Genomic DNA, 20,666 nt, shown 5'->3' with positions numbered 1-20,666 from the left:
CAGAAGCCTTCAACACCCCTATGGGCCGGCACGTCATCACCGAAATGAACGACTACCTCGCCCACGCCATCGAACCCAGCATCATCACCGTCCAGACCGAGATCCGCCGGGCCGACCACAACCTCCGCACCGCCCGCGAAGAATGCGTCACCGCCCTCGCCAGGGAGATCACCCGCGGCAAACCCGCAGCGCCGCGGCTGCTCGTCTTCGAGCGAAGGAACCGGCGCTACTACCCGGACGGGACAAACAAGACCTCGCCGTCCTGCACCGGCTCAGGGCCGCCGGACTGCTTCACCCCGACGTCACCGGCTACCACGCCTCACCCGGAGACGAACCCCTGCTCTGGGCACCGGACCTCGTCGCCTGGAGCTTCCGCCGCGACCTCGCCCTCGGCGACTCCCAATGGTTCACCCCATACGAGACCGTCGCCACCGTCCTGCACGCCAGGACCGGACTGGCCGTTAAAGAAGCAACCCCCATCTGCCGCAGCCAAGTCCGGGGGTCCAGCCAACGACCGGCCCCCTACAGGGCGGGCAACCAGCTGTTGCTTCGGCCTCAAGTCTAGTCCACCAAGGCAAAGAGAACGAGAACCTCAACCGGCTCCGCGCCCAGGCCGACAACCACAACCCGCCCCTGGACCACACCGTAGGACTCGCCGTCGGAACAGAGTCACCCAGAGCCCTGGCGTCCATCGAGAACCAGTTCCAGCGCTACCTCGCAGCACAACGCGCACGAAACGAAACAACCAAGCCATCCTCAGACGTCGCACGCCTGCTCACCCAAGCCCGCGCCGCCCTCGAAACCCCACCTGACCACCAACAACCACGACCACCCAACACCGAAGCTACGTTCACCGGACCCCGACTCTGACCGGCCACCATGGGAGGAGCCCCGAAGCAACGACCCATGTCGGCTGTCCTCACGCGTACATGGATAACGAGAAATAGCACCTTATAACAAACGCTGTTATAAGAGCCTATAAACCGGTATCATCGGTCTATGGACCCAGCTCTAAACCCCTTCAACCCGGGCTCCGGTGTCCGGCCGCCCGAGCTCGTCGGCCGCGACGGAGAAATCGACGCCTTTGATCTCCTCGTAGCCCGCTCCAAATCCAACACGGTAGGGGACCGGGGCATGGTCCTCTCCGGGCTGCGCGGAGTCGGGAAAACTGTTCTGCTCAACGTGTTCGCCGAGCATGCCCGCCGCAACGACTGGCTGGTCATCCAACTCGAAGCCCAGCCAGGGGAGCCCGGCAAGAAAGCCACCCGGGCGAAACTGGCCCGAGAACTCGAACTCGGTGCCCGCAGGCTCCGCGGAAAACCCGCCTGGAGCTCCCTGCAGAACGCCATGGCCAGCATCGCCAACATCTCCGCCAGCCTCGGCGTGACCGGCGTATCAGCCACCGTGACCACCAAACAACACGGCCGGGCCGACTCGGGCAACCTGGACATCGACCTCGAAGAACTCGTCGAAGACGTCTCAACCGCCATGCGAAAAGCCAGGGCAGGATTTGGCCTCTTCATTGATGAGATGCAGGACCTCGACGAGGAACTGCTCACCGTGCTGCTCTCCGTCCAGCACCTTGCGGGACAACGCGGCTGGCCGTTCTACATCATCGGTGCCGGGCTGCCCAACCTGCCCGGCAAGATCTCGGAAGCCAGGACGTACGGCGAGAGACTGTTTCTCTACAGAACCATCGGCCAGGTCAACGACGAGGCCGCGTCCGAAGCCCTTGCCCTGCCCATCAGCCGGCTCGGCGCCACACTGGCACCGGACGCCCTGTCCCTGCTGCTGGCGGCAGCCAACGGCTACCCCTTCTTCCTTCAGGTCTACGGACGCTCCGCCTGGGAAGCGGCATCGGATAAGGTCATCAGCGCCGAGGACGCCCAGCTCGCCGTCCGCCTCGGCACGAGCGACCTGGACCACGGCTTCTTCGAAGCCCGATGGCAGCGGGCCACCAACGCCGAGCGCCTCTACCTAAGAGCCATGGCACAAGACGGGGACAACCCCTCATCCACCGGACAAATCGCCGACCGGCTCGGGAAGTCAACAACCAAACTCGCCGTCATCCGCTCCCGGCTCATCGCCAAAGGCGTCGTCTACGCGCCCGAATACGGGTCCATTCAGTTCACCGTCCCCGGCATGGCCGCCTTCATCGCCCGCCAAACAGAGGAATGACAACCGAACCGTTGTACCCGGTTTCCTGAACAGTCAGTCGTAGAGCGTACCCGGGCGCATCCGTGCCACATCGAGCTCCAACGCCAGCTTCTCTTCCTCGGTCAGTGCCCGCACCGCACGTTCGTACAATCGCACGCCGGCACTCCAGTTGTCCCATCGCCCATCAGTCGTGAAGACACCCGCCCTTGACTCCATCGAACGCACCGCAGCGGCAATCAAAATGGCTGTCACGACCTCGTCATAAGGGCGGCCGTCTGTCTTGCAGGCTTCACCCAACCCCGGCACATCTAGCTCTTTCGTTCCCTGCACATGGAACGTCTCGTAGCTTTCGCCGGCGGCCCTCGAACCGTTCAACCGAATCCCCTCGGCTTCGGTCATCACAGGCACGCCCTCACCACTCGGGCCGCAGATCGTCACATCCGACGCTGCGACAATCTTTCGGGCATCGGCGATGATATCGGCCGTTGCCTGCAGCCCGGAAAAGTAGTGTGTGTATCCCAACATTCTCCTCTTGAGGCTCCCTGCTCTGCGGTCACTCCACAAGTCTGAAGATCCGAACCCTTCAGGTGAAGATCCCAGTGTTCCACTGCTGGCCAATGCCGCAGCACACAACACCCTGTGGGCGAACCAGGGCACTCCCTCGACAGGAACCACGCCGGTACAAGAACCGGGTCCGAGTCACCCGGTAAACCTGCCTTCCGTCATGGCCGTCGCGGCCGCCATGACCTCCGTGGAGCGCATCTCCCTGATCGCTTCAACGGGGAGACGTCATCCAACCACGGGTTGGCACCCACAAACCAGAGCCGGGCCACGTGTTCGCCCTCGACACCCGACACAGCGGTCCAAGCACGGTGCGCGAGCCGCAGCCGGGCCTCTGCTTCGGGCCCGGGTTCAGGACCGCCGGCACGGGCCCAGCGATAACTAATGGTTGGGTCTTTGCTGCCCGACAGTGCGGCCACCAGTGTGGCGCCCAGCCCGCCGTTCAACTGCCGGACAATCTCTCGAAGGGCCAGACTTGCTGTACCGCAGCGGGCCGCACCAGCATCAGTAGAAATAGCACTCCTCCTTTTCATGCTCACCCTACATCTGGAGTCGTCAGTAAGGCCGGTAGCGAATGCTCTGATTGTTCGCCGGACCGGGGACTCTTGCCGAGAAATTAGTTATGTTGCGATAAAAATCGAGGCCCGAATCAATAATAGATCCGAGCCCCGATATTGTTCTTCACAGATTTAGTGAGCAGCCTCGTACTTCTCTACTACCTCCGCTTGGATCCGGCCGCGTGTATTGACGGGGATGCCATTCTCAACGGCCCACATTCGTACCGCTTTGGCGTCAGGTCCGCTCTGCGAGGACTTGCCACGAGCCGCGGGACGCCCACGTCCGCCAGTTACTTTGCGGCCAGCGTCGGTAAAGCGCGCCAGAGCTTCACGCAGTTCCGTTGCGTGTTCCTCGTTGAGATCAATTTCGTACTCACTGCCGTCGAGAGCGAAAGAAATCGTTTCATTAGCTTCCGTACCGTCAATATCATCTTCCAGCAGCACGACTGTCTTTTTTGCCATAAAACAAGACTATCAGCCTAAAGAACAAACGCTATCGACCAAGCATCTCTGCCTAGTCAACCAAACGCGCCAGCTTTACGTCAGCGGATAATATAACCAGCAATTAGATAATAAAAAGTGGCCGGCACGCCTGTCCGCCCGATAATTTCTGGGGGAGTCGCTCCTGCTGAGGGCCTGAACTGACCCTCGATCATGAGCTCTGCTTGTGTGTGATCATGAGTTTTGTGAGTTTGGCGTTCTTGGTGAAAGCTCATGAGTTTGTCAGTCCTTCCGAATCGGGACGCCAGAGGTAGAGGACGCACCGTTCGGTAGCGTCGGCGCCATCACAAAGCGCTTGCGACCTGGTTATTCGCTTCAGTGTTCCGCGGCCGTAGACCTCCCCGGGGCCCGACGCCTAGTCTGGGGGAACGATTAGATGGCTGGGCAACGGGGGCGCACCATGGGACACCGAACATCAGCTGCAGCAATGATCGTCGCAGCCCTCAGCCTGGTCGGGTGCGGCGTACGGCAGGGCCCATATGTTGTTCCCGCAAGCACCCATACGAGCTTGAGCATCGTTCACGGTGACGAAGGTGCCAAAGCCGTTGTCCTCGATGGGCTCCTTACGGAACCAGGCGACCCCGGCACCCTCCGGGGGGGTGCTCAGCTCCGACGAAGCTGGGTGCTTTACCGTCCAGGACCAGGACGGGTATACGAGCACGCTGGTCTTTCCCGAGGGGACCCTCGTGCACGGGCCGCGGATCATCATCCTCCCGGACGGGACAAGCATGCAGCTGGGAGCCGAAGTGACGCTGGAAGGTGCGCGGATCCCGGGAAATGACGCCGCCAGTACGTGCCTGAATTACTTCAGATTGTTCCTGGTCGAGTCGGCTGAGCAGCCCGCCTGAATCAAGAAACGCGAAGGCGTGGAGGATCCGTTTACCCCGGAGATCCGCCCCGGTGGGAGGAAGCGGATCTCTGGGGTTGGTCCGGCCGCGGCGGTGAGTTGCGGGGCCGGGGGCCGGGTTATCGGTTGGTGCGGCCGGTTCCGTCGTCGTCCACGTCGATGTTTTCCTTGCGGACTTCCTCGGTAACCCTCTCCTGGTCGGTCACGGTGTCCTTGTCGAGCCGGACCCGTTCGACGGGAACGGTTTCTTTCTCCACGACGGGGCGTTCCTCGTGCAGGATCACCTCGTGTTCTTCCTCGCTGATCGCCGGACCTGACAGGGCGGCGTCGCGGTTGGCATCGGTGATTGGCTCACGCTCGAGGCGCACCTCTTCACGCTGCACCGGCACAGTCTTGGTCACGTTCTCCGTGGTGACGTACTTCCGCAACCGGGCCCGGCCGGCTTCTTCCGCCGCGTGCCCACGTTCAACTGTTCCTCGGAGCGGGTCATCGCATCGTCGGTGGTCGGGCCGGAAACGTCATGGCCGACAGTCTCGCGCCCGGTGGTCCGATCCGTGTCCCGGCTGGTGTCATAATCGGCGCCGCGGTCAGCAGTACCGGTGTAGCCGGTGCCGCCGGAGAGACCGTAGTAGCTGTACAGGCGGTCTTCCTCTTCCGGGCTCAGGTGCCCGTCCGGGGCAACGTTCGGGGCGTCTTTGACCTTGTCCTTGGTGTACGGGACGACCAGGTCGTTGCCTTCCTGGGTGGCCTCACGGATCGGGACGAAGGATTCATTGGTGCCGAAAAGCCCGGTCTTGACCGTGACCCAGGTCGGTTCCGACGTCTGGTCGTCAGCGTAAATCTCGCCGATACCGCCGATCTTGCTGCCATCCGAACCGATGACGTTCCCGCCGGCGCTGGCCAGTGATGAAAGGTTCTCCCCGTGAATCATGATGTTCTCCTTCTCGTGCTGGGATGAGGCTCTGAGACCATCTCGTCAGTGCAACCAAAGGTGCACCACCTCCCTCTACATAGCCACACCACCACACAAAACAGCAAGCATGCTTATTAATTTTGTTCACCCCTCCTTACGGTCCGGGGCGCAAGTCGTGCGCGATAGCCTGTTGAGGAGCTTGGAAGAACGGGGAAGCTCTTGGTGCTTACGGCCTACATCATCACCGCGACCGACCATCACTTCACGCTGCCAATCGTTGAACTGCCCCAGGTCAGAGCCAAGGCGGCGAACGATGCCGAGATACCCGGAGCAGTGCTGGCAGCAGCGGCCGAGCACACTGGAATGGCCCACGACCAGTTCACCGTCGTCAGCGACTACTGACCGGGGCCCCAAACAACGCGCAGTCCTGCCTGCTGCCACCGTGGACGGAGTGTGTGATCGCAGCAGGCGGGCTAAGTGACCGGCGTCGGCTGGGGGAGGGCCCCGGATGTCTCGACGGAACCCACACGACGCCGGCCACACCGGACCCGGGCCCAGACCCGAAACCCCGTTCACGTCTCTGTTCATCGTAGGACTGTCCCTGCCCGGGGAACAGGCGTGCGGGTACCTAATCCGTTCCCCTGGAGAGGGCTGTCAGGGGGGGGCAGGGACCTAGACTTGCAGCATGCATCCCCTAGCGGCAATCAGCCTGGTATTCCTGACCGCCGTTGCCTGGATATCGGGAGTGCTGCTCCTGCTCTACACCCTCGACCGGGCACAACGTCGTGCCCTGCGGGAGGCCAGACGCACCGCACGGCGGGGAAGCTTCAAAACCCCTCGCATCCAAAGTCTGAATCACCGCCGCAACCGTCGTTCCGACTACTGCCTAATCTGACCGCGGGACCTGCACGGAGCAGATCGGATGCACACCTCAGTTACATGCATTTGCCTGATTTCGACTAAAATACTCCGGTCGCGGGTGTCCGTTTGCTGGAGTGCCGCCATCGAAAGGTCAGACTATGTCATCGAATCTGCGGATCGCCCCTACTGATCCTTTTCCTGAGGATCTGGAAGAACTGAAAGACGAGAAGCTGCAGGTTCTCGACAGCCAGGTACAACGCCAGCTGGACCACGAAATCATCAACGAGGGCGAACCAAACCCCGAGACCGAATTCCGCCACCAAGAGCTGGACGAAGAGTTCGAGCACCGCGACAACTAGAACCGAGTGCGAGTGGCCGCTTAGCGGCCCCTCCGGCGGCTTTCTTCGAGGCCCGTCTCGTACCAGAAAATGGCACTCGGTTCAGGATCGGCAGTATCAAGGTGGCGGTAAAGAGCATCCAAAAGCCTGGATAGCTCCTCGTCCGGCAAAGCGGCAGTAACCAGCTCCGGCCCCCTCGGGTCCAGGAAGACACAGAAAAGCTGGGCATCCGTCATTGCCGGCTGCTGCCACCGCGCATCCCCGTGGCCGCCTTGATGCATTCCCAGCGGACGCTCCTACATGCGGCCAGCGGTAAGGTCTGCATCTCCCGCAAAGTCGGTGCCGCCGCTTTCCTGCGCACTAAGCGACGGGGCCGGCTCGTTTCGGGACGCCTGCACAAGACGCCACGCAGTTACCCCGGCTGCAGCTCCAGCCACGAACCCGCAAACCGCCCACCATACCCGGGCAGCGGGACGCCCCGAAACCGGTTCAGTGACTTGGGCTTTCGGTCCCACACGCTTTAATCGTTCCTGCACCCGGGGAGTCAGTGTCTCCACACCGCCGGCAAGCTCATCCGCCAACCGGCGTAAAAGTGCCTGCAGGCGCGGCGACGCGGTCTCGATACCCGTATCCAGCCCTGCCACCGCTCGTTGAAGCGCAGCCTGCACCCCTGGCGTCGCCCACTCCCGGCCCCTGGCCAGCTGATGCATGAGGTTATCGGAAAGATGGTGCACGTGCTCCATTTGGATTGCTGGTTCCGCTGTGCGCATCGGTGCCTCCTCGAATCAGATGGATGACCACAGCGTACGACCGGCAGAACCTCAATAACAGGGCTTTCGAACCAAGACTTCGCGGGCCCCTGATCAGCAGACTCGGCGTGAAGGTCCCACGATCATCACGACCAGCCTAAGGAACCGGTGGCCGATGCGCGGCGGCAAGAGCGGCGAGATCGAGGATCACCCGCTGCACCTGATGTTCCCGCTGCGCAGAGCGCGGATTCTGCTGTACAAGACGAGGTCGCACCAAGCGGGTCTTCGGGGGAGCGGGAACAGGAGTTCCACCCCGCCGCGGCGGAGCCCCGGTACATGCTTCTTCCATGGCCTCAACCGCAATACGTGTGCTCATACGTCCCCTTTGACGTGCGACTCAGGGAACATCCTCGGCCCCTGTAGTGACACAGTAAGGAGCCACGCAGGCAGGCGGAAGGAACTTTGCCCATCACAGGGACTTATTGTTCCAATTTTGAGTTTCGCAGCCCGTGGGCACCGCACCCCCAACCCCCGAGTTTGAAGCTGGCGACGGCTGGGGGAGGCGTCGTGGTCTCAGCGACACCCTCGCCGCCAGCTCCGGTTACGACCCTACGATCTCTATCTGCCAAGCCGCGCGAGTAATCAGTACGCGTTTCTCCAAAGCCCGGGTACCCGCCAGCGGCGACCAATTCGGACTGGCACCAGGAGCTACGACTGTCAGGTTGAAGCCAAGACCTTTCCAAATCAGTGTCAGTAAGCTCTCAAACTGGCCCTATCCTGACGGGTATCAGGGCCATTTCTGACGTCAGATTGGGGTGTACTTCAAGCCAACGGGGTTTGTGCGCTGTACAAGGACAAGCGGGAGTTCATCGCAAACGGCTGGACGCCCAGTGACCAAGGACCAGAGCGTTGTCTAGTAGAGAACTTCCAGACTATTCCGCAGCTTTGATCAGGGCCTCGTTCCCGAGGCCCAACCTACCCGACCACTAACAGGGTCTTGGAAACTTCATCCTTGATGAGCAGACGGCACCGGTTCCGTTCCTGGACATTATCCAAAGAAAAGATCCGTCCGCCAATACAGTGTCGACCCTGAGTTTCTTTGCTGGTCGGGACCTGTTAGGGGCACGCGGAGTTGCTGCCAGTTCGCGGAGGACAATAGGGTGCTTATCTGCGACACCCTCAGGAGTGCAGCCCCACGGATTGCCTCAGCGGGCGTTTCGCAGGTGGATGGCTTGGACTTCGTAGTTTAGTGATGGGGCCTAAACACTCGGTCGGCCTTCTCCGAAGTCCGCCAGTCCTGCTGTTCCCTAATGAGACCGAAGGGGACGGCGTCACTAAGTGAGACGGTAAAACAATCGTAGTCATGTCTCGTTACGAGAATTCCTCTTATTGGAGGATTCACAGCCTTTGCCTGAGCGAGCGCGACGGCTGCATCGAGTTGGCGGTCCAGGCTGGCCCTGTCGGGAACGGTAATAGTAACCGTAAAGTCCTGCGTGTTCATGTTGAATAAGTCTTTCCGAATTGTGTTTGATTCCGACGCCAATCGATTGGGTTCACCGGTCTGTGGGCCGGCCGACCCACAGACCGGCGGCCGGGATTTCCCTTCGGGCACGGGTTTTTCCGCGAGTACTTCTTGCTTCTTAGGCGCGGAGGGACGTCATGGGCCCCGGCGAATTACCTGCGAGTGACCTCGTCCTGCCTTGGGCTCACGGTAGAGGGATCCTTCATGCCCAGTTCTGCAGGGCGCAAGGCACATTTTCGCTGCGCTTCGATTTCTGCGTCGAGCGTTTCTAGGCTCTTTCCCTTGGTCTCAAGACCGAATAGCAGAAACATCAGCCCACAGAGTAGGAACCAGGCCGCAAAGTACGAGAAGGCGGGCAGAAGGGTCGCGGTTCTGGCATCAGGCTTTACAAAGTTGCTCGATCCGACGATGAGACCCAGACCCAGCGGTCCGATGACCTTGCCGATGCCTCCGACGCCATAGGCGAACCCCATTCCAGTGGTCCGCAGGGCACTGGGCCAGACCTCTGCCGAATAGGGCCCGACGATGGCAAAACCGCCTTCCGCGAAGAAGTAAACGATGATCATGACGAGCAGGAAGACGGAAACTCCTCCGAAAACCTCTAGGTCCTCAGTGAGCGCGGCCATTACGAGGAGCGCAGCCGCCGTAATTCCCGCGAATGCCCCGGTGGCGCGCCGCCCCAGGATCTCGGCTAGGTGTGAGAGGACGAATCGACCCACGAGTGCCCCGAGAGTGGCAAAGATCATGTAGAGACCCGACAGTGCCGCCGGGATCCCCAGCACGAGCACAAACAGAGTTGGAGTCCACAGTGCGATCCCGTAATAGCCGGTCTGGGCGCCTAGGTTTGTGAGCGTCGAGACCCAGAGACTCCGTGGATAGGAGAACAGTTCACGCATCTGCGCAGGGCGCTGCTGTGGGGCAGCCGTGCCGGAGGTTTCGAGCGGAAGCGTGGAAGGATCAATTTCCAAGGCCCAAGCGATTGATCGCCGCGCACCCTCAATATCACCGTTGCGGGCTAGATATCGGGGCGATTCGGGAATGGTGAGGCGTAAGAGCAGCAGGACTATGCCCAGTCCAACGGCAATCATGAGGATTCCTCGCCACCCGATGTGGTCGGCGAAGAGCCACACGAGAATTGAGCCGACCAAGAAACCAAGGGGGACAGCGGACGTCACGTAGCCGGTGATTCGGCCACGTTTCGCGGCCGGAAGGAATTCCTGGACCATGGGAATGTCAACCACGTAAAGCCCGCCGGCTCCAAAACCCACTATGACTCGCATCAGGACGATGTATATCCACCCGAACGCGGCGTTGTCCGGCGTCAGTGCCAGTGCACCGGTTGCAAGGGTGAAGGTCATGATCGTCGTGATGAAAACTCGCCGCCGTCCAATGCGGTCAGCGAGCCTGCCGAAATAGATCGCGCCCACTATGGCACCGATTCCTGAAGACAGAAGGATGAGCGAGGACTGTCCGAAGCTGAGGTTCCACGAACTTCCGATGAAGACGATGATGAAGCCAACGATAAAGTAATCCAGGAATTCGAGGCAGACGGCCCAGGTGGCAATAACAGTCAGTACCTTTTGGCGTCTGGTTAGCCGGGGGCGGGAGTCAAGTTCTGAGAACATGTCCATTCCGCAACCTTCCTTTAGTTATGAATGGAGAACCGTGTCACGCGACAGTTGAGGGGCAATGCCTTCTGCAAGGTTCGTGGGGATTCTGTTCCCAGATAGAGGCAGCGGCAGCCCCGACCCATGGCGACGCGGCGGAGGGCTTCTTCGCCCTCCGTGAGGAAGTAATAGATACAGCTCAGGTCTTAGGACAATGACTCGCAGTGTCCGGAGGTTTGATTCGCGTGTCTCGGATGCCTGCAGTCAGCAGAGACCGGCGTTATTCCGTATCTTTCCATGCGGAACTACCTCCGCCAGCGGACTTGGGTCGGGTCCTCCCTGTGACGGTCCTGGCGTAGGTTTCGAGGTAGTGCAACGCTAGAGGCCGGACCTCTATCGACATGTGGTCGAACATGGGCAGAGCGGAAATGCGGGCGTGTAATTCCGTTGCGTCTGCCGCCTCCCAAATTCCGATGTTCTGGCGGGTTCCTGGTACGCGCCAGATTCGGCTGATGATGCCGGAGATGCGGTACTCGCGGCCGCGGGCTGCCTCGCGTTCCAATAAGGAAGCCCACTCGGCGTCGGGTGTGTTTGCTGGGCGTCTGACCTCAATGAAGACGAGGAACTCGCTCATGCGGGGAACACTGAGGCTGCGCCGCCAACGCCCACGACACCATCGCTGAGAAACTGCGTGGTTTCTGCCGTTGAGTATCCCAACTCCGACAGGAGGGACACGGTACTTTCCCCAAGCGCCGGAATTCGCTTCATCGTAGAGTTGCCCTCGACGCGGAATGGGCTGGCGATAACAGATACCGTCTCGTTGGATGGCAAAACGACCTTCTCCCACCTGCGGCCGCCCTCCAATTGCGGATGATGGGCTACGTCAGCAACGGAGTTGAGAGAGCCCAACGGAATGCCGGCACGCTCAAGATCACTGGCCACGTCCGCTTGGTTGCGCAAGCCGATGGCATCCGACACCGATTTCTCCACAAACTCCCGCTTGGCAAGCCTGCCCTTGTTTGTCGCTAGGTCCGGTTGTGCGGCCAGAGAGCTCAGGCCCAGAACGTTGCAAAGGGAGGCCCATTGTCGGTCGTTCTGAACCGCGATGTTTAGCATCTTTCCATCGCGGGTTTCGAATGGGCCATAAGGGGTTATGGTCGCATGCCTTGTACCCGCTGGCTCTATCTCTACGCCGGCTTCTCTGTATGCCAAAAGGAGGGGGCTCATCCACTCCACCATCACATCGAACATCGCGATATGAATGCGATCACCACTTCCGCTCCTCTCCCGCCCCCTTAGTGCTGCGAGAATTGCCGTGGTTGCGTAGATTCCTGCTCCGAGGTCGGCGAGCGAAACTCCAGGCTTGGCGGGCCGCCCGATTTCGCCGGTGCTGGTTGTCACCCCCGCTTCGCCCTGCACGAGTAGGTCGAAGGCTTTCCTATGTTCGTAGGGTCCATCGGGTCCGTATCCGCTAATGATGCATCTGATCAGCTCCGGGTTGAGGGCGACAAGCTCGTCGTCGGATACGATGCGGTCCACGGCTCCTGGACCGAGATTTGATAGAACACGTCGGCCCCCTTTAGCAATTGCCGAAGGATTTTGCGCCCTTCGGCCGATTTCAGGTCCAGTGCGACGCTCTTTTTTGCCTCTGTTGAGCCACACGAAGTGAGATGACTGCCCGTGCACGAACGCATCGTAGTCGCGGGCGAAATCTCCTCCGTCTATGCGTTCCACCTTGATCACTTCTGCCCCGAGATCAGCCAAATGCCTAGAGGAGAGTGGCCCGGCGACAGCTTGTTCAAGAGCTATGACGCGAACACCTTCGAGGGGAAGTGCTTTCCCCATCAGAAGCTCATCACTGTTCCGACGGAAGGCTGGATGTATTGCTCAGGAGCATCAAGGGAGAATCGCACGTGAGTTCGGAGGCCGCTGCAGTGCATAGGCACGACTCGCTTCACATCGCGCTCCAGCATGCCCTGTAAAGTCCTGTCTACATTTGCCTCCGGAGTGGTCGGGAAGCCGAGGTGGAAACCCCCAATCGCTGCCAGAATCGGGCGCTCCCCGAACATTTCCCGTGCCCGGTCGATGGTGTTGAGTACCCCAGCATGAGCACAACCAGTGATCACAATCAGACCCTTGCCCTTGACGTTGATGACTAGTCCTTGCTCGTCAAGAACCTCGTCAAGCCCGTAGTGGCCGTTCGCCGCAACCTGGTAGAGTCCCGGCGCATGGTCGTGGGCTGGGGGTTGCGGACCCTCGAAACTGACCGTTCGCGGGATGAATCCGGTCGTATAGATCCCACACCCAAGATCCAGCGCGCCATTGTTGAGAATTGGTCGTCCGCCATGTCTCTCCAAACTCTCTGCCGTGAAGCCCTGGTTGTAGTACTGAGATACCCGACCGTCCGCCATCACGGCGAACCGCGGCAGGAAGGCGTCCGGATGCGTCATGACCGGCATCGTCCGGTCGAAGATGTCGAGAAGAGGCAGGATGCCTCCGAAGTGATCGGGATGCCCATGGCTGATCACGACGCCGTCGATGTCCTCCACGCCGATCCGCAGCGCACGGAGGTTGTGCAGAAGGACAGTCCCCGTGAGCCCGGCATCGAAAAGGATCGTCTTCGTGTGAATCCCGCGTTTTGCCGTCACCAATATGCTCAGGCCGTTCTCGGCTTGGGGCGGTATACGCCCTTGATCGAAGTGCTCAATCAGTCCGTTGCGAACACAGTGTTCGCCGTGGTCTGAGTGCTGATCCTCCAAGAGCATGTCGACCCAGTTCTCCACGAGAACGGTGATCTTCACGCTGTCAGCTTCGAACATTTGTTTCCTCCGAATTCGCGTCTGAGTTCTGACGCTCCAATATCTGAAGTGCGCGCCTGTAAACCGGCGGGTCAATAAACATGTCGTTCACCTTCGTAACGGATGCTCCGTTGGATTGAGCCGAGCGGAAGGCCTCGACTACAGATTTTGAGAAACTGACTTCTTCGGCTGTCGCCTGTTCGTAAGCGCTTTCGGCGGCGTGTGCCTGCGCAGGAGTCAGGCAAACCCGGCCGCTGAACCCCCGACGCCGGGATCTTTCGCAGGAGGCTTGGAATGCAGACATCCCGAGGTCCAAGTCAGGGCCGTCCAGCGGAGCAGCAAGCCCTGCGGCGCGGGCCACAGCGACGATCGAGGACCGCGCGGTGTCCAGCTCACGCTCGTCCGAGCTTAGGGAGATTCCAAGTTCCATACAGAGATCCGCAGTGCCCAGCATCAGGGTTTCAACACGATCCGATTCCGCGAATGCGATTTCGCGCATATTGAGCAGACCCAATGCAGTCTCGATCATCACGATCACCCGCAAGGGCGCTGCGCCCACCGAATCCAGGGAGTGGAAGAACTGGACAACCTCGGAACAGCTCTCCACTTTCGGGACAATCACACCATGTGCCCCGGCCATGACGGCGGCCTTCAGATCGGGCATGTGATCCTTGCTGCCAATCGCATTGATTCTCACGTACAAGGTCGAGGACTGCTTTATCTGAGGTGCGTGGTCAATGATCAGTTGCCTCGCCAGTTCTCGCCGTTCCAGCGCGACGGCGTCCTCAAGGTCCAACGCCACCGAGGCGATGCGCCTGCCAGGTAGTTTCTGCAGCTTCAAGACATCGTCTGCAGGACAGAACAGTATTGAAGAGACGCCAAGTGTATTCGCCATCAGTGATAACCCCTGGCTAAAAGATCGCCAGAGGATTGACTGGTGAACCGACCGCCTTGGAGATGGGCAAGGGCGGAGCCGTGAAGAAGAAGTCATATCGCTCCTCCTCCGCGCAGGCAGCCGATAGTGCTTCAAGGTCGAAAATCTCCCCGATCGTCATCCCAGCATTCACAAGGAGGATCAGGTGCAGCGGCTGAAAGACACCAGGGGTGTCGTTTGGCAGTACCTCTGCGCCCCAGGTGTCAGTAGCCAGCGCAGCAATCTCGTTTCTCGTGAACCAATGCGCAGCATCCACGCCGAGTCCGGGGGCCGGCCCGGAGTCGTGCTGGCCCCAGTTGCGCTCAGCACGAACCTGGGCGATCTGACCGGTTCGAATCAGCACGATGTCACCGCTGCGAATCTCAACCGACTGTCGCTCGGCACATGCGTCTAGGTCTGCGGTTGAGATTGCATGCCCGGCTTCGAGCCACGGCACGCCGAAGTGTTTCGGCATGTCCAGCAGAACACCTCGCCCGACTACTCCGGTGGCGATTTTGTCGATGCTGTTCACGCTTGCGCCGGTGCTGGTGACCTTCTCGAGGCCATGACCGTTGTACATCTGCCCCCGATAGAAGATGTGGGCCAGTGCGTCCCATTGCGTGCCGCTCTGCAGCGGCAACGACACGGCGTCATCCGTGTAACGCAGTATCGCGAGATCGTCCTGCGCACCGAGGGCAATGTCACCCCCGTCCTGCAGCATCCAGTGAACCGGGTTCGTTCGTCCTCCGAAACCTCCTGATTGAGGACCATCGGCGTTGTATGGAAGCGCGCATGACACAACCCGGCCGCTCCGGATCATGCTCGACGCGTCGACCAAGACCTCGGGTGTGACGAAATTGAGAGTACCGCGCTCGTCGTCGTCCCCCACCGCCCCCAATTGCGGTAACGCAGGCAAAGCTGGTCGACCATTGCAATGGAGGCCTCGGTATCATCGGCGGATACGGGTAGTGTTTCTGTCTGCTCAGATGTCATGGGTTTTCTCCCAGTCGGAGTAGGAGTGAGAATCAACGCGAACAGGATGCTGGCAAAATTGAGCGGGTCAATCGGCCCGTGGTGCTCGCCGACACAAGGCACCTAGCCGACGTGATTTCGCGGCACCGACCGAGGCGCTGGACAGCCCTGTCCATGAAAATCCTTACATTGAAGGTGTATTAGAAGTGACTACAGCTTCACTTAGGTCGCGAGTCTCTGTAAATGTCCTCCGATACATACTTGACGCATAACGATGTACTCGGCAACACTGAACGCTGTGCAACCCTCTCCCGTGACCCTCGAGCAGTGGCTTAATTCAATTGCCCGATTGACCGCAGCCGTCAATGCAAATCAACAGTTGCCGGATGTGTTGCACCAGGTTGCAGCCACCGCCCGAAACCTCCTCGGCTACGACTACTGCGCGGTTCTCCTTCCAGACGAGCAGGGAGAACACCTCGTAATCATGGGCTACAGCGGACTCACCAAGAACTACGTCGACCGGATAAACTCCGAGCGTCCACTCCCATTGACCGGCGCACCTGCTCAGGACGTACCCTCAAGCCGCGCCTTCTTGTCGGGCAAGGTGCACGCAATGACCGATATCGCGGACGCGCCCGGATTTGAGGGGAACTGGGCGCACTTGCAAAAGACCAGAAGTTCCGGTCAATGGTGTCTGTGCCGTTGGTCTCCGCCGGCGAAGTGATTGGCACCCTTACTGGTTATCGCCGAACCGCCCACCAATACGGATCGGCCGAATCGAGCAGTCTTCGGCTGTTGGCTGAGCAGGCAGCGATAGCCATCGCCTCAGCGCGCCTAATGGACGACTTGCGCCAGCAACGAGACCTTTTAGCGCGCTCTGAGCAAATCCATGAGCGTCTGATTGCCGTGGCGGTTCGAGCCGGAGGCATCAACGGGTTAGTCGCCACAGTGCACGAGCTGCTAGATCGCCCCGTAACGCTCAGGGACCGCAACGGGATGGTACTCGCCAGTGTCGGCGGTGAGGCGAAACAGCCCCTACCGAACCATGTTGAAGCCGCTCGCCCAGCGCACGCCGTCCCCACGGGTCGGACAACGGTTTTTCGCCAAATCGGCGACTTCGTGATTGTCGACGTGATCCTCGACGGCGTCGTCAATGCCACCTTGTGGCTTCCCGGCACCGTCGACAACCTTGGTGCGCTTGACCGTCGAGTGCTTGAGCATGCCTCGATCGTCTTAGCGGTGGAGCTCCTCCGGCAGCGCACCGCCGCAGAAGTCGAACAGCGGCTTCGCGGGGAGCTCCTGAACGGAACTGCTCACCGCACCCGGCTCCCTCACAACCATTCTGCGCGAACGTGCCGGGCTGCTTGGCCATGACCTGGGTTCGCCCCACCGCGCCATCGTCGTAGATCTTCGCGCGCAGGATCAGCCCATGAGTGACATCGCGCTCCAGCGCGCGGCGAGCAATGTGTTCGCGCGGACGTCGGTTCTCTCACCGCGACCTCTGGTCGCCGTTTATCGCCGTCAGCTCGTCGCGCTTTGGCCCGAGGAGCCATCGCCTAAGGCACCTGGCGAGGCGCTGTACCAGCTCGTCACTTCGACCAGCGGCGTCCACGATGTCACGGTCGCGGTCTCGGCCGTGACGTCTGCGCCGTTCGGTGGTGCCTACCAGACAACGCGTGGGGCCGTTGCCCTAGCTCGCGCCTCTGGCCGTATCGGCGTCGTCACGCTGGAGGAGCTAGGAGTCGCCGGGCTGCTGCTTCAGCTACCGGATCCCACACCGCTTCGGCATTTCGCAACCCGAACGCTCGGCCCCCTCGCCGCCCACGACGCACAGCGTGGCGGAGAGCTGTTAAAGACCCTAAGGACCTATCTCGACTCTGGTTTCGATCGACAGGCGACCGCACGGGCACTAGTCGTTCACGCAAATACTGTCAGCCAACGGCTCCGCCGCATTCATTCGTTGAGTGGACTCGACCTGGGCAGTCCGCAAGCTGCAATGGATGCTCGTGTCGCGATTACCCTCGCCGATGTCGCCGAGGCGTTGAGCTCCTGATCAATTCGACCCGATCCCGAAAGCTGCCTAACTTCCAAATGGGACGATCTGCCACCGGTCGTAGATGCTTCAGCGGCTATCCGGCGTCTGGCCCGAGTCGACGCATGAGCGGCTGGAGGTCGTTGGTCGGAAGTCTGGGGGGATTTGCCCCGGATCGAGCAAGTTGGTGAATTCGAACGGCCGCCCCCGGACACGTCTACTAGAGGGATGGGTACCGCTCCGCTCAGGGTGTCGGCGTTCACATAGTTTAGTGTGAAGTGTGTCACTAGAGACATTTACAGGGGTCGGCGGCCCGAACGAAACTGTAGTTCTACTTGAAAACCCAATGGAGGGACTTTCATTGTCTATTGCAGTGATTTCATTGCTGGCGCTTGTCGTCATATTTGTCGTCGGCACCGTTTGGCCCGTGAGCCTAGGCGCCGCAGCTTTCGCAGCCACATTCCTTGTCGGCGCCATACTCGCTGGCCTTTCCGGTGAGGAACTTATGGGTTTGTTTCCTGTGAACCTCTTTGTGCTACTGGGTGGCATTACCTACATGTTCGCCGTGGTCCAGAAGAACGGAACCATGGCGCTCATCACTAATGCCGCCCTGGGGTTGGTTCGTGGACGGGTCGCGATCATCCCCGTGATCTTCTTCTTTATCGCAGCTTTCACGTCCGGCATTGGAGCAGGCCCTGCGGCATCGACCGCTATTTTGGCACCTGTGGCGCTCGGTTTGGCCATTACCGCGCGCATAAACCCCGTCCTTATGGGCCTTATGGTTGTCCATGGCTGCCATGCGGGGTCGATGTCTAGCATCAGTCCGATTGGCGCGATCATCAACGGCGCTGTCCACGCCGCGGGCCTGCCCGACTCATCCGGTCCAATCTTTGTCAATTCCCTGCGTTTAACATCATCCTCGCGGCCGGGATTTATTTGCTGTTTGGCGGCATTTCGCTGATCCGACGCGGCAATGACTCCCTAGGAGCAGACGCGGTTGCATGGTTCGCACGCGGTAAAGGTCGCTCCGGCGATCAGGACAGCAGTTTGGCAGCGCCGGTTGGAGCGCCGATGCCCGAGGGAACGACTGGCCGCAGCGCCCCTACCGCTACGCTCGAGAAGGCTCTAACTCCACCTCGATTCCAAATTGAAGCTCGCCAGGTACTGACGCTGCTCGGTATCTGCCTGCTGATTGTCCTAGGTGTGGGATTCAAGCTCGATATTGGCCTCACAGCGTTCACGATAGGGTTGGCGCTATCGCTGATGTCCCCGAAAGATGACGTCAAAGTGGTCGCGGCTATGGCTTGGTCAACGATCCTCATGATCGGCGGAATCATGACGTACATCGGGGTCGTGCAGAAGGTAGGAGGAATGGAACTCGTCTCCAATGCACTGAGCAACATGGGATCCCCCACCGTTGGAATCCTCATGGTGGCTTTCCTCGCTGCGTTCACTTCTCTGTTCTCCGCGACGGGCGCGGTTTCCGGGGCGCTGGTCCCCCTAATCGCATCGTTGGTCGGCCCCAATCCTGACTATCCCAGTCACAGGGGCGGTGTCCACTTTGGCGATCTCCTCAAGCGTCGTGGACAGCAGCCCCTTCTCGGTCCTTGGGGCACTGCTAATCGCCAACAGTCCCTTGGACCGCCAGCGCGGGGTATTCCGTAGCTTGTTGATTTGGGGCGTCGCCATGGTCATTGTGGGAAGCATCATCCCGTGGTTCCTCTTCGTCATCTTGCCGATGTGGATGTGACGTCAGAGGCGACGTTGCAGTTGCCGGGATCAGCGAGCAGCGAACCGTAACCTTACTTAACCCTTAGGAGCCTTAGCCATGTTTATGTACTTCCCAGACAACTACGTATGGAGCATGTCAGTCGCCGCCATACTCAATAGTGGAGGACTGATCGACGAGGTGGACCGTGCCTGCCGGCCGCTTCTTGAAGCGTCCCGCAGCGGCGATGATGGCGGGACGGAGAAGCTGTACGAGTCCTGGAACGCTGTTGCCACTGAGCTGATCCAGTCTGCCGAGTTCGACGATGCCTCGGGTCATAGGCTTACGGCGGGGCAAAAATACTACCGCGCGGGCCTGTATCTCACATATGCAGAACGGCTCCAATCTCCGACCTGGGCGGGCCGCGACTCAGCCTACCAGGAGACTATGGACCTCCTGCTAAAGAGCGCGGAACGGACAGGTGTTGAAATGCGGCGGGTGGAGGTTCCCTACGGTGATTCATCCCTGCCCGGCTACTTCGTAGCCGCGGCAGGGCTCAGTTGGTCCTGCACCTGTAATCATTCAGTGGAACGGCTTGGACTCAACCAAGGAGATGTTGTATTATACGGGCTTTGCGGCCGAATTGGCCAAGCGAGGCATATCTACCCTCGTCATGGACACCCCTGGAAGTGGTGAAGCCCTGCGGATGAGAGGCCTGAAAGCACGCTATGACACCGAGGTATGGGCATCTGCATGCGTTGACTATCTTGAGAACGATCCCGAAGTGGATCAGACCCGTATCGGACTGGTTGGCTGGTCTCTTGGCGGATACTATGCTCCAAGAGCTGCAGCTTTCGAGAAGCGTCTCAAATTGGTCGTCGCCTGGGGAGCCCTGCACGACTGGGGGGGAGATTCAGCGCTTCCGACTAAAACGCGAAGCAGAGAACCCTGTTCCACACTACTGGGACCACGTCTCCTGGGTATGGGAGTTAAAGACGTCAATGAATTTTTTGCCGATCGCCGATAAGCTCACGCTAGAGGGAGTCCTGGACAAGATCAGCGTCCCGTTTCTGATCACGCACGGTGTCAATGACCGCCAGATACCTGTTCGGCACGCCCAAACCACGTATGACCAGGCTGTAAACAGCCCTTACCGCCAGCTACGACTATTCGGCGAGGAAGAAGGAGGTGCCGAGCACTGCGGATTGGATCATTTTTCCGGAGTTATCACCTTCACCGCCGACTGGATCAGCGATACGTTTACCAGCGATGAACACGGGGCTAACCCACTCAAGTTGGATCTGACAGCCTCGGCACAGCCGTAGTTTACCTGTCCAACCACGGCCCTCACGAAATTCGGGCTACAGAATGAAGAGAAGCGCACGGAGTATTCCGTGCGCTTCTCTTCATTCTTGCGGGAGTTTCTCGCAGCGACTTCCCCACTCCGCCCTTTAAGGGCCGATAACGGATATTCCGTCAAGCTAGCGACGGGCGGTGACTGCCTCCAAGCCCCATCCTGCCCTGCACGATTGTCAGATCCCGTATATAGCGTTCCAACGGAAGCATCGCGCTGCCAGTCAAGGGATGAAGGGGACATACTCATGAAGCAGGAACAAAGCGTGCGGGCGAT

General features: G+C 60.0%; 21 protein-coding genes and 2 pseudogenes. 13 read left to right on the top strand and 10 right to left on the bottom strand.

The features are described 5' to 3' along the window. Window positions 1-142: 142 nt before the first annotated feature. Together ACPEE0_RS22320 and ACPEE0_RS22315 are read left to right on the top strand one after the other, a co-directional pair. Complete coding sequence (locus ACPEE0_RS22320) at window positions 143-565, top strand: hypothetical protein (RefSeq protein ID WP_424575454.1); 423 nt, start codon at window positions 143-145, stop codon at window positions 563-565. Between the two features lie 434 nt (window positions 566-999). Next, window positions 1,000-2,178 carry an ATP-binding protein gene (locus ACPEE0_RS22315; RefSeq protein ID WP_424575453.1) on the top strand — a complete coding sequence of 393 codons (1,179 nt, stop codon included), beginning with the start codon at window positions 1,000-1,002 and terminating at the stop codon, window positions 2,176-2,178. A gap of 33 nt (window positions 2,179-2,211) precedes the next feature. Here ACPEE0_RS22315 and ACPEE0_RS22310 read toward each other — a convergent pair whose 3' ends face one another. Beyond that, window positions 2,212-2,682 (bottom strand): hypothetical protein, encoded by a 471-nt coding sequence (locus ACPEE0_RS22310; protein ID WP_424575452.1) that lies wholly within the window; start codon window positions 2,680-2,682, stop codon window positions 2,212-2,214. Window positions 2,683-3,407: 725 nt separating this feature from the next. Next, window positions 3,408-3,737: a histone-like nucleoid-structuring protein Lsr2 gene (locus ACPEE0_RS22305; protein ID WP_424575451.1), complete on the bottom strand. Its 330-nt coding sequence runs from the start codon at window positions 3,735-3,737 to the stop codon at window positions 3,408-3,410. Window positions 3,738-4,309: 572 nt separating this feature from the next. On the opposite strand from ACPEE0_RS22305, the gene ACPEE0_RS22300 reads away from it, so the two are divergent. Continuing rightward, window positions 4,310-4,624, top strand: a complete 315-nt coding sequence (locus ACPEE0_RS22300) for a hypothetical protein (protein WP_424575450.1) — start codon at window positions 4,310-4,312, stop codon at window positions 4,622-4,624. A 118-nt stretch (window positions 4,625-4,742) separates the two neighbouring features. Here ACPEE0_RS22300 and ACPEE0_RS22295 read toward each other — a convergent pair. Continuing rightward, window positions 4,743-5,554: pseudogene (locus ACPEE0_RS22295) on the bottom strand (DUF2382 domain-containing protein). A gap of 204 nt (window positions 5,555-5,758) precedes the next feature. Here ACPEE0_RS22295 and ACPEE0_RS22290 point away from each other — a divergent pair. Further along, the gene (locus ACPEE0_RS22290) at window positions 5,759-5,938 is read left to right on the top strand and encodes a hypothetical protein (RefSeq protein ID WP_424575449.1); all 180 of its coding nucleotides are present in this window, start codon (window positions 5,759-5,761) and stop codon (window positions 5,936-5,938) included. Between the two features lie 617 nt (window positions 5,939-6,555). Then, window positions 6,556-6,756: a hypothetical protein gene (locus ACPEE0_RS22285; protein ID WP_424575448.1), complete on the top strand. Its 201-nt coding sequence runs from the start codon at window positions 6,556-6,558 to the stop codon at window positions 6,754-6,756. A gap of 2,402 nt (window positions 6,757-9,158) precedes the next feature. Here the strand turns inward: ACPEE0_RS22285 and ACPEE0_RS22280 are convergent. From ACPEE0_RS22280 to ACPEE0_RS22255, 6 genes are all read right to left on the bottom strand, one after another. Further along, the gene (locus ACPEE0_RS22280; protein WP_424575447.1) at window positions 9,159-10,637 is read right to left on the bottom strand and encodes an MFS transporter; all 1,479 of its coding nucleotides are present in this window, start codon (window positions 10,635-10,637) and stop codon (window positions 9,159-9,161) included. 256 nt (window positions 10,638-10,893) lie between these two features. Next, complete coding sequence (locus tag ACPEE0_RS22275) at window positions 10,894-11,247, bottom strand: muconolactone Delta-isomerase (protein WP_424575446.1); 354 nt, start codon at window positions 11,245-11,247, stop codon at window positions 10,894-10,896. Then, window positions 11,244-12,458: a CaiB/BaiF CoA transferase family protein gene (locus tag ACPEE0_RS22270; RefSeq protein ID WP_424575445.1), complete on the bottom strand. Its 1,215-nt coding sequence runs from the start codon at window positions 12,456-12,458 to the stop codon at window positions 11,244-11,246. The genes ACPEE0_RS22275 and ACPEE0_RS22270 overlap by 4 nt, the downstream gene beginning before the upstream one ends. Beyond that, the gene (locus ACPEE0_RS22265; RefSeq protein ID WP_424575444.1) at window positions 12,458-13,432 is read right to left on the bottom strand and encodes an MBL fold metallo-hydrolase; all 975 of its coding nucleotides are present in this window, start codon (window positions 13,430-13,432) and stop codon (window positions 12,458-12,460) included. Before ACPEE0_RS22265 ends, ACPEE0_RS22270 begins: the two co-directional genes overlap by 1 nt. After that, entirely contained in the window at window positions 13,419-14,306 is an 888-nt protein-coding gene (locus ACPEE0_RS22260) for an HpcH/HpaI aldolase/citrate lyase family protein (RefSeq protein WP_424575443.1), read from the bottom strand. The genes ACPEE0_RS22265 and ACPEE0_RS22260 overlap by 14 nt, the downstream gene beginning before the upstream one ends. A gap of 16 nt (window positions 14,307-14,322) precedes the next feature. After that, window positions 14,323-15,045: a cyclase family protein gene (locus ACPEE0_RS22255; protein WP_424575442.1), complete on the bottom strand. Its 723-nt coding sequence runs from the start codon at window positions 15,043-15,045 to the stop codon at window positions 14,323-14,325. 564 nt (window positions 15,046-15,609) lie between these two features. Here ACPEE0_RS22255 and ACPEE0_RS22250 point away from each other — a divergent pair. Next, window positions 15,610-16,020 (top strand): GAF domain-containing protein, encoded by a 411-nt coding sequence (locus ACPEE0_RS22250; RefSeq protein ID WP_424575441.1) that lies wholly within the window; start codon window positions 15,610-15,612, stop codon window positions 16,018-16,020. Then, window positions 15,984-16,061, top strand: a pseudogene (locus ACPEE0_RS22245) (hypothetical protein); the annotation flags it as partial. The gene ACPEE0_RS22250 and the pseudogene ACPEE0_RS22245, both read left to right, overlap by 37 nt. A gap of 270 nt (window positions 16,062-16,331) precedes the next feature. Here ACPEE0_RS22245 and ACPEE0_RS22240 read toward each other — a convergent pair. Continuing rightward, window positions 16,332-16,517, bottom strand: coding sequence for a hypothetical protein (locus tag ACPEE0_RS22240; RefSeq protein WP_424575647.1), 186 nt, complete (start codon window positions 16,515-16,517; stop codon window positions 16,332-16,334). Window positions 16,518-16,605: 88 nt separating this feature from the next. Between ACPEE0_RS22240 and ACPEE0_RS22235 the strand changes: the two genes are divergently transcribed. The 6 genes from ACPEE0_RS22235 to ACPEE0_RS22210 all read left to right on the top strand — a co-directional run bounded on the left by ACPEE0_RS22235 (window position 16,606) and on the right by ACPEE0_RS22210 (window position 20,361). Next, on the top strand, window positions 16,606-17,349 hold the full coding sequence (locus tag ACPEE0_RS22235) for a PucR family transcriptional regulator (protein WP_424575631.1): 744 nt from the start codon (window positions 16,606-16,608) through the stop codon (window positions 17,347-17,349). A gap of 340 nt (window positions 17,350-17,689) precedes the next feature. Further along, window positions 17,690-18,289, top strand: a complete 600-nt coding sequence (locus tag ACPEE0_RS22230) for an SLC13 family permease (RefSeq protein WP_424575440.1) — start codon at window positions 17,690-17,692, stop codon at window positions 18,287-18,289. Continuing rightward, on the top strand, window positions 18,265-18,993 hold the full coding sequence (locus ACPEE0_RS22225) for an SLC13 family permease (protein ID WP_424575439.1): 729 nt from the start codon (window positions 18,265-18,267) through the stop codon (window positions 18,991-18,993). The genes ACPEE0_RS22230 and ACPEE0_RS22225 overlap by 25 nt, the downstream gene beginning before the upstream one ends. Before the next feature lie 163 nt (window positions 18,994-19,156). Then, on the top strand, window positions 19,157-19,732 hold the full coding sequence (locus ACPEE0_RS22220) for a hypothetical protein (protein ID WP_424575646.1): 576 nt from the start codon (window positions 19,157-19,159) through the stop codon (window positions 19,730-19,732). After that, complete coding sequence (locus ACPEE0_RS22215; RefSeq protein ID WP_424575630.1) at window positions 19,650-20,063, top strand: alpha/beta hydrolase family protein; 414 nt, start codon at window positions 19,650-19,652, stop codon at window positions 20,061-20,063. Before ACPEE0_RS22220 ends, ACPEE0_RS22215 begins: the two co-directional genes overlap by 83 nt. Then, window positions 20,038-20,361 (top strand): hypothetical protein, encoded by a 324-nt coding sequence (locus ACPEE0_RS22210; protein WP_424575438.1) that lies wholly within the window; start codon window positions 20,038-20,040, stop codon window positions 20,359-20,361. The genes ACPEE0_RS22215 and ACPEE0_RS22210 overlap by 26 nt, the downstream gene beginning before the upstream one ends. Window positions 20,362-20,666: the final 305 nt, after the last annotated feature.

This window comes from Arthrobacter sp. SD76, from assembly GCF_049726125.1.
Classification (GTDB): Bacteria; Actinomycetota; Actinomycetes; order Actinomycetales; family Micrococcaceae; genus Arthrobacter; species Arthrobacter nitrophenolicus.
Note: the sequence above shows the minus strand (reverse complement) of the source record. Positions and strands in the feature narration are given on the sequence as shown.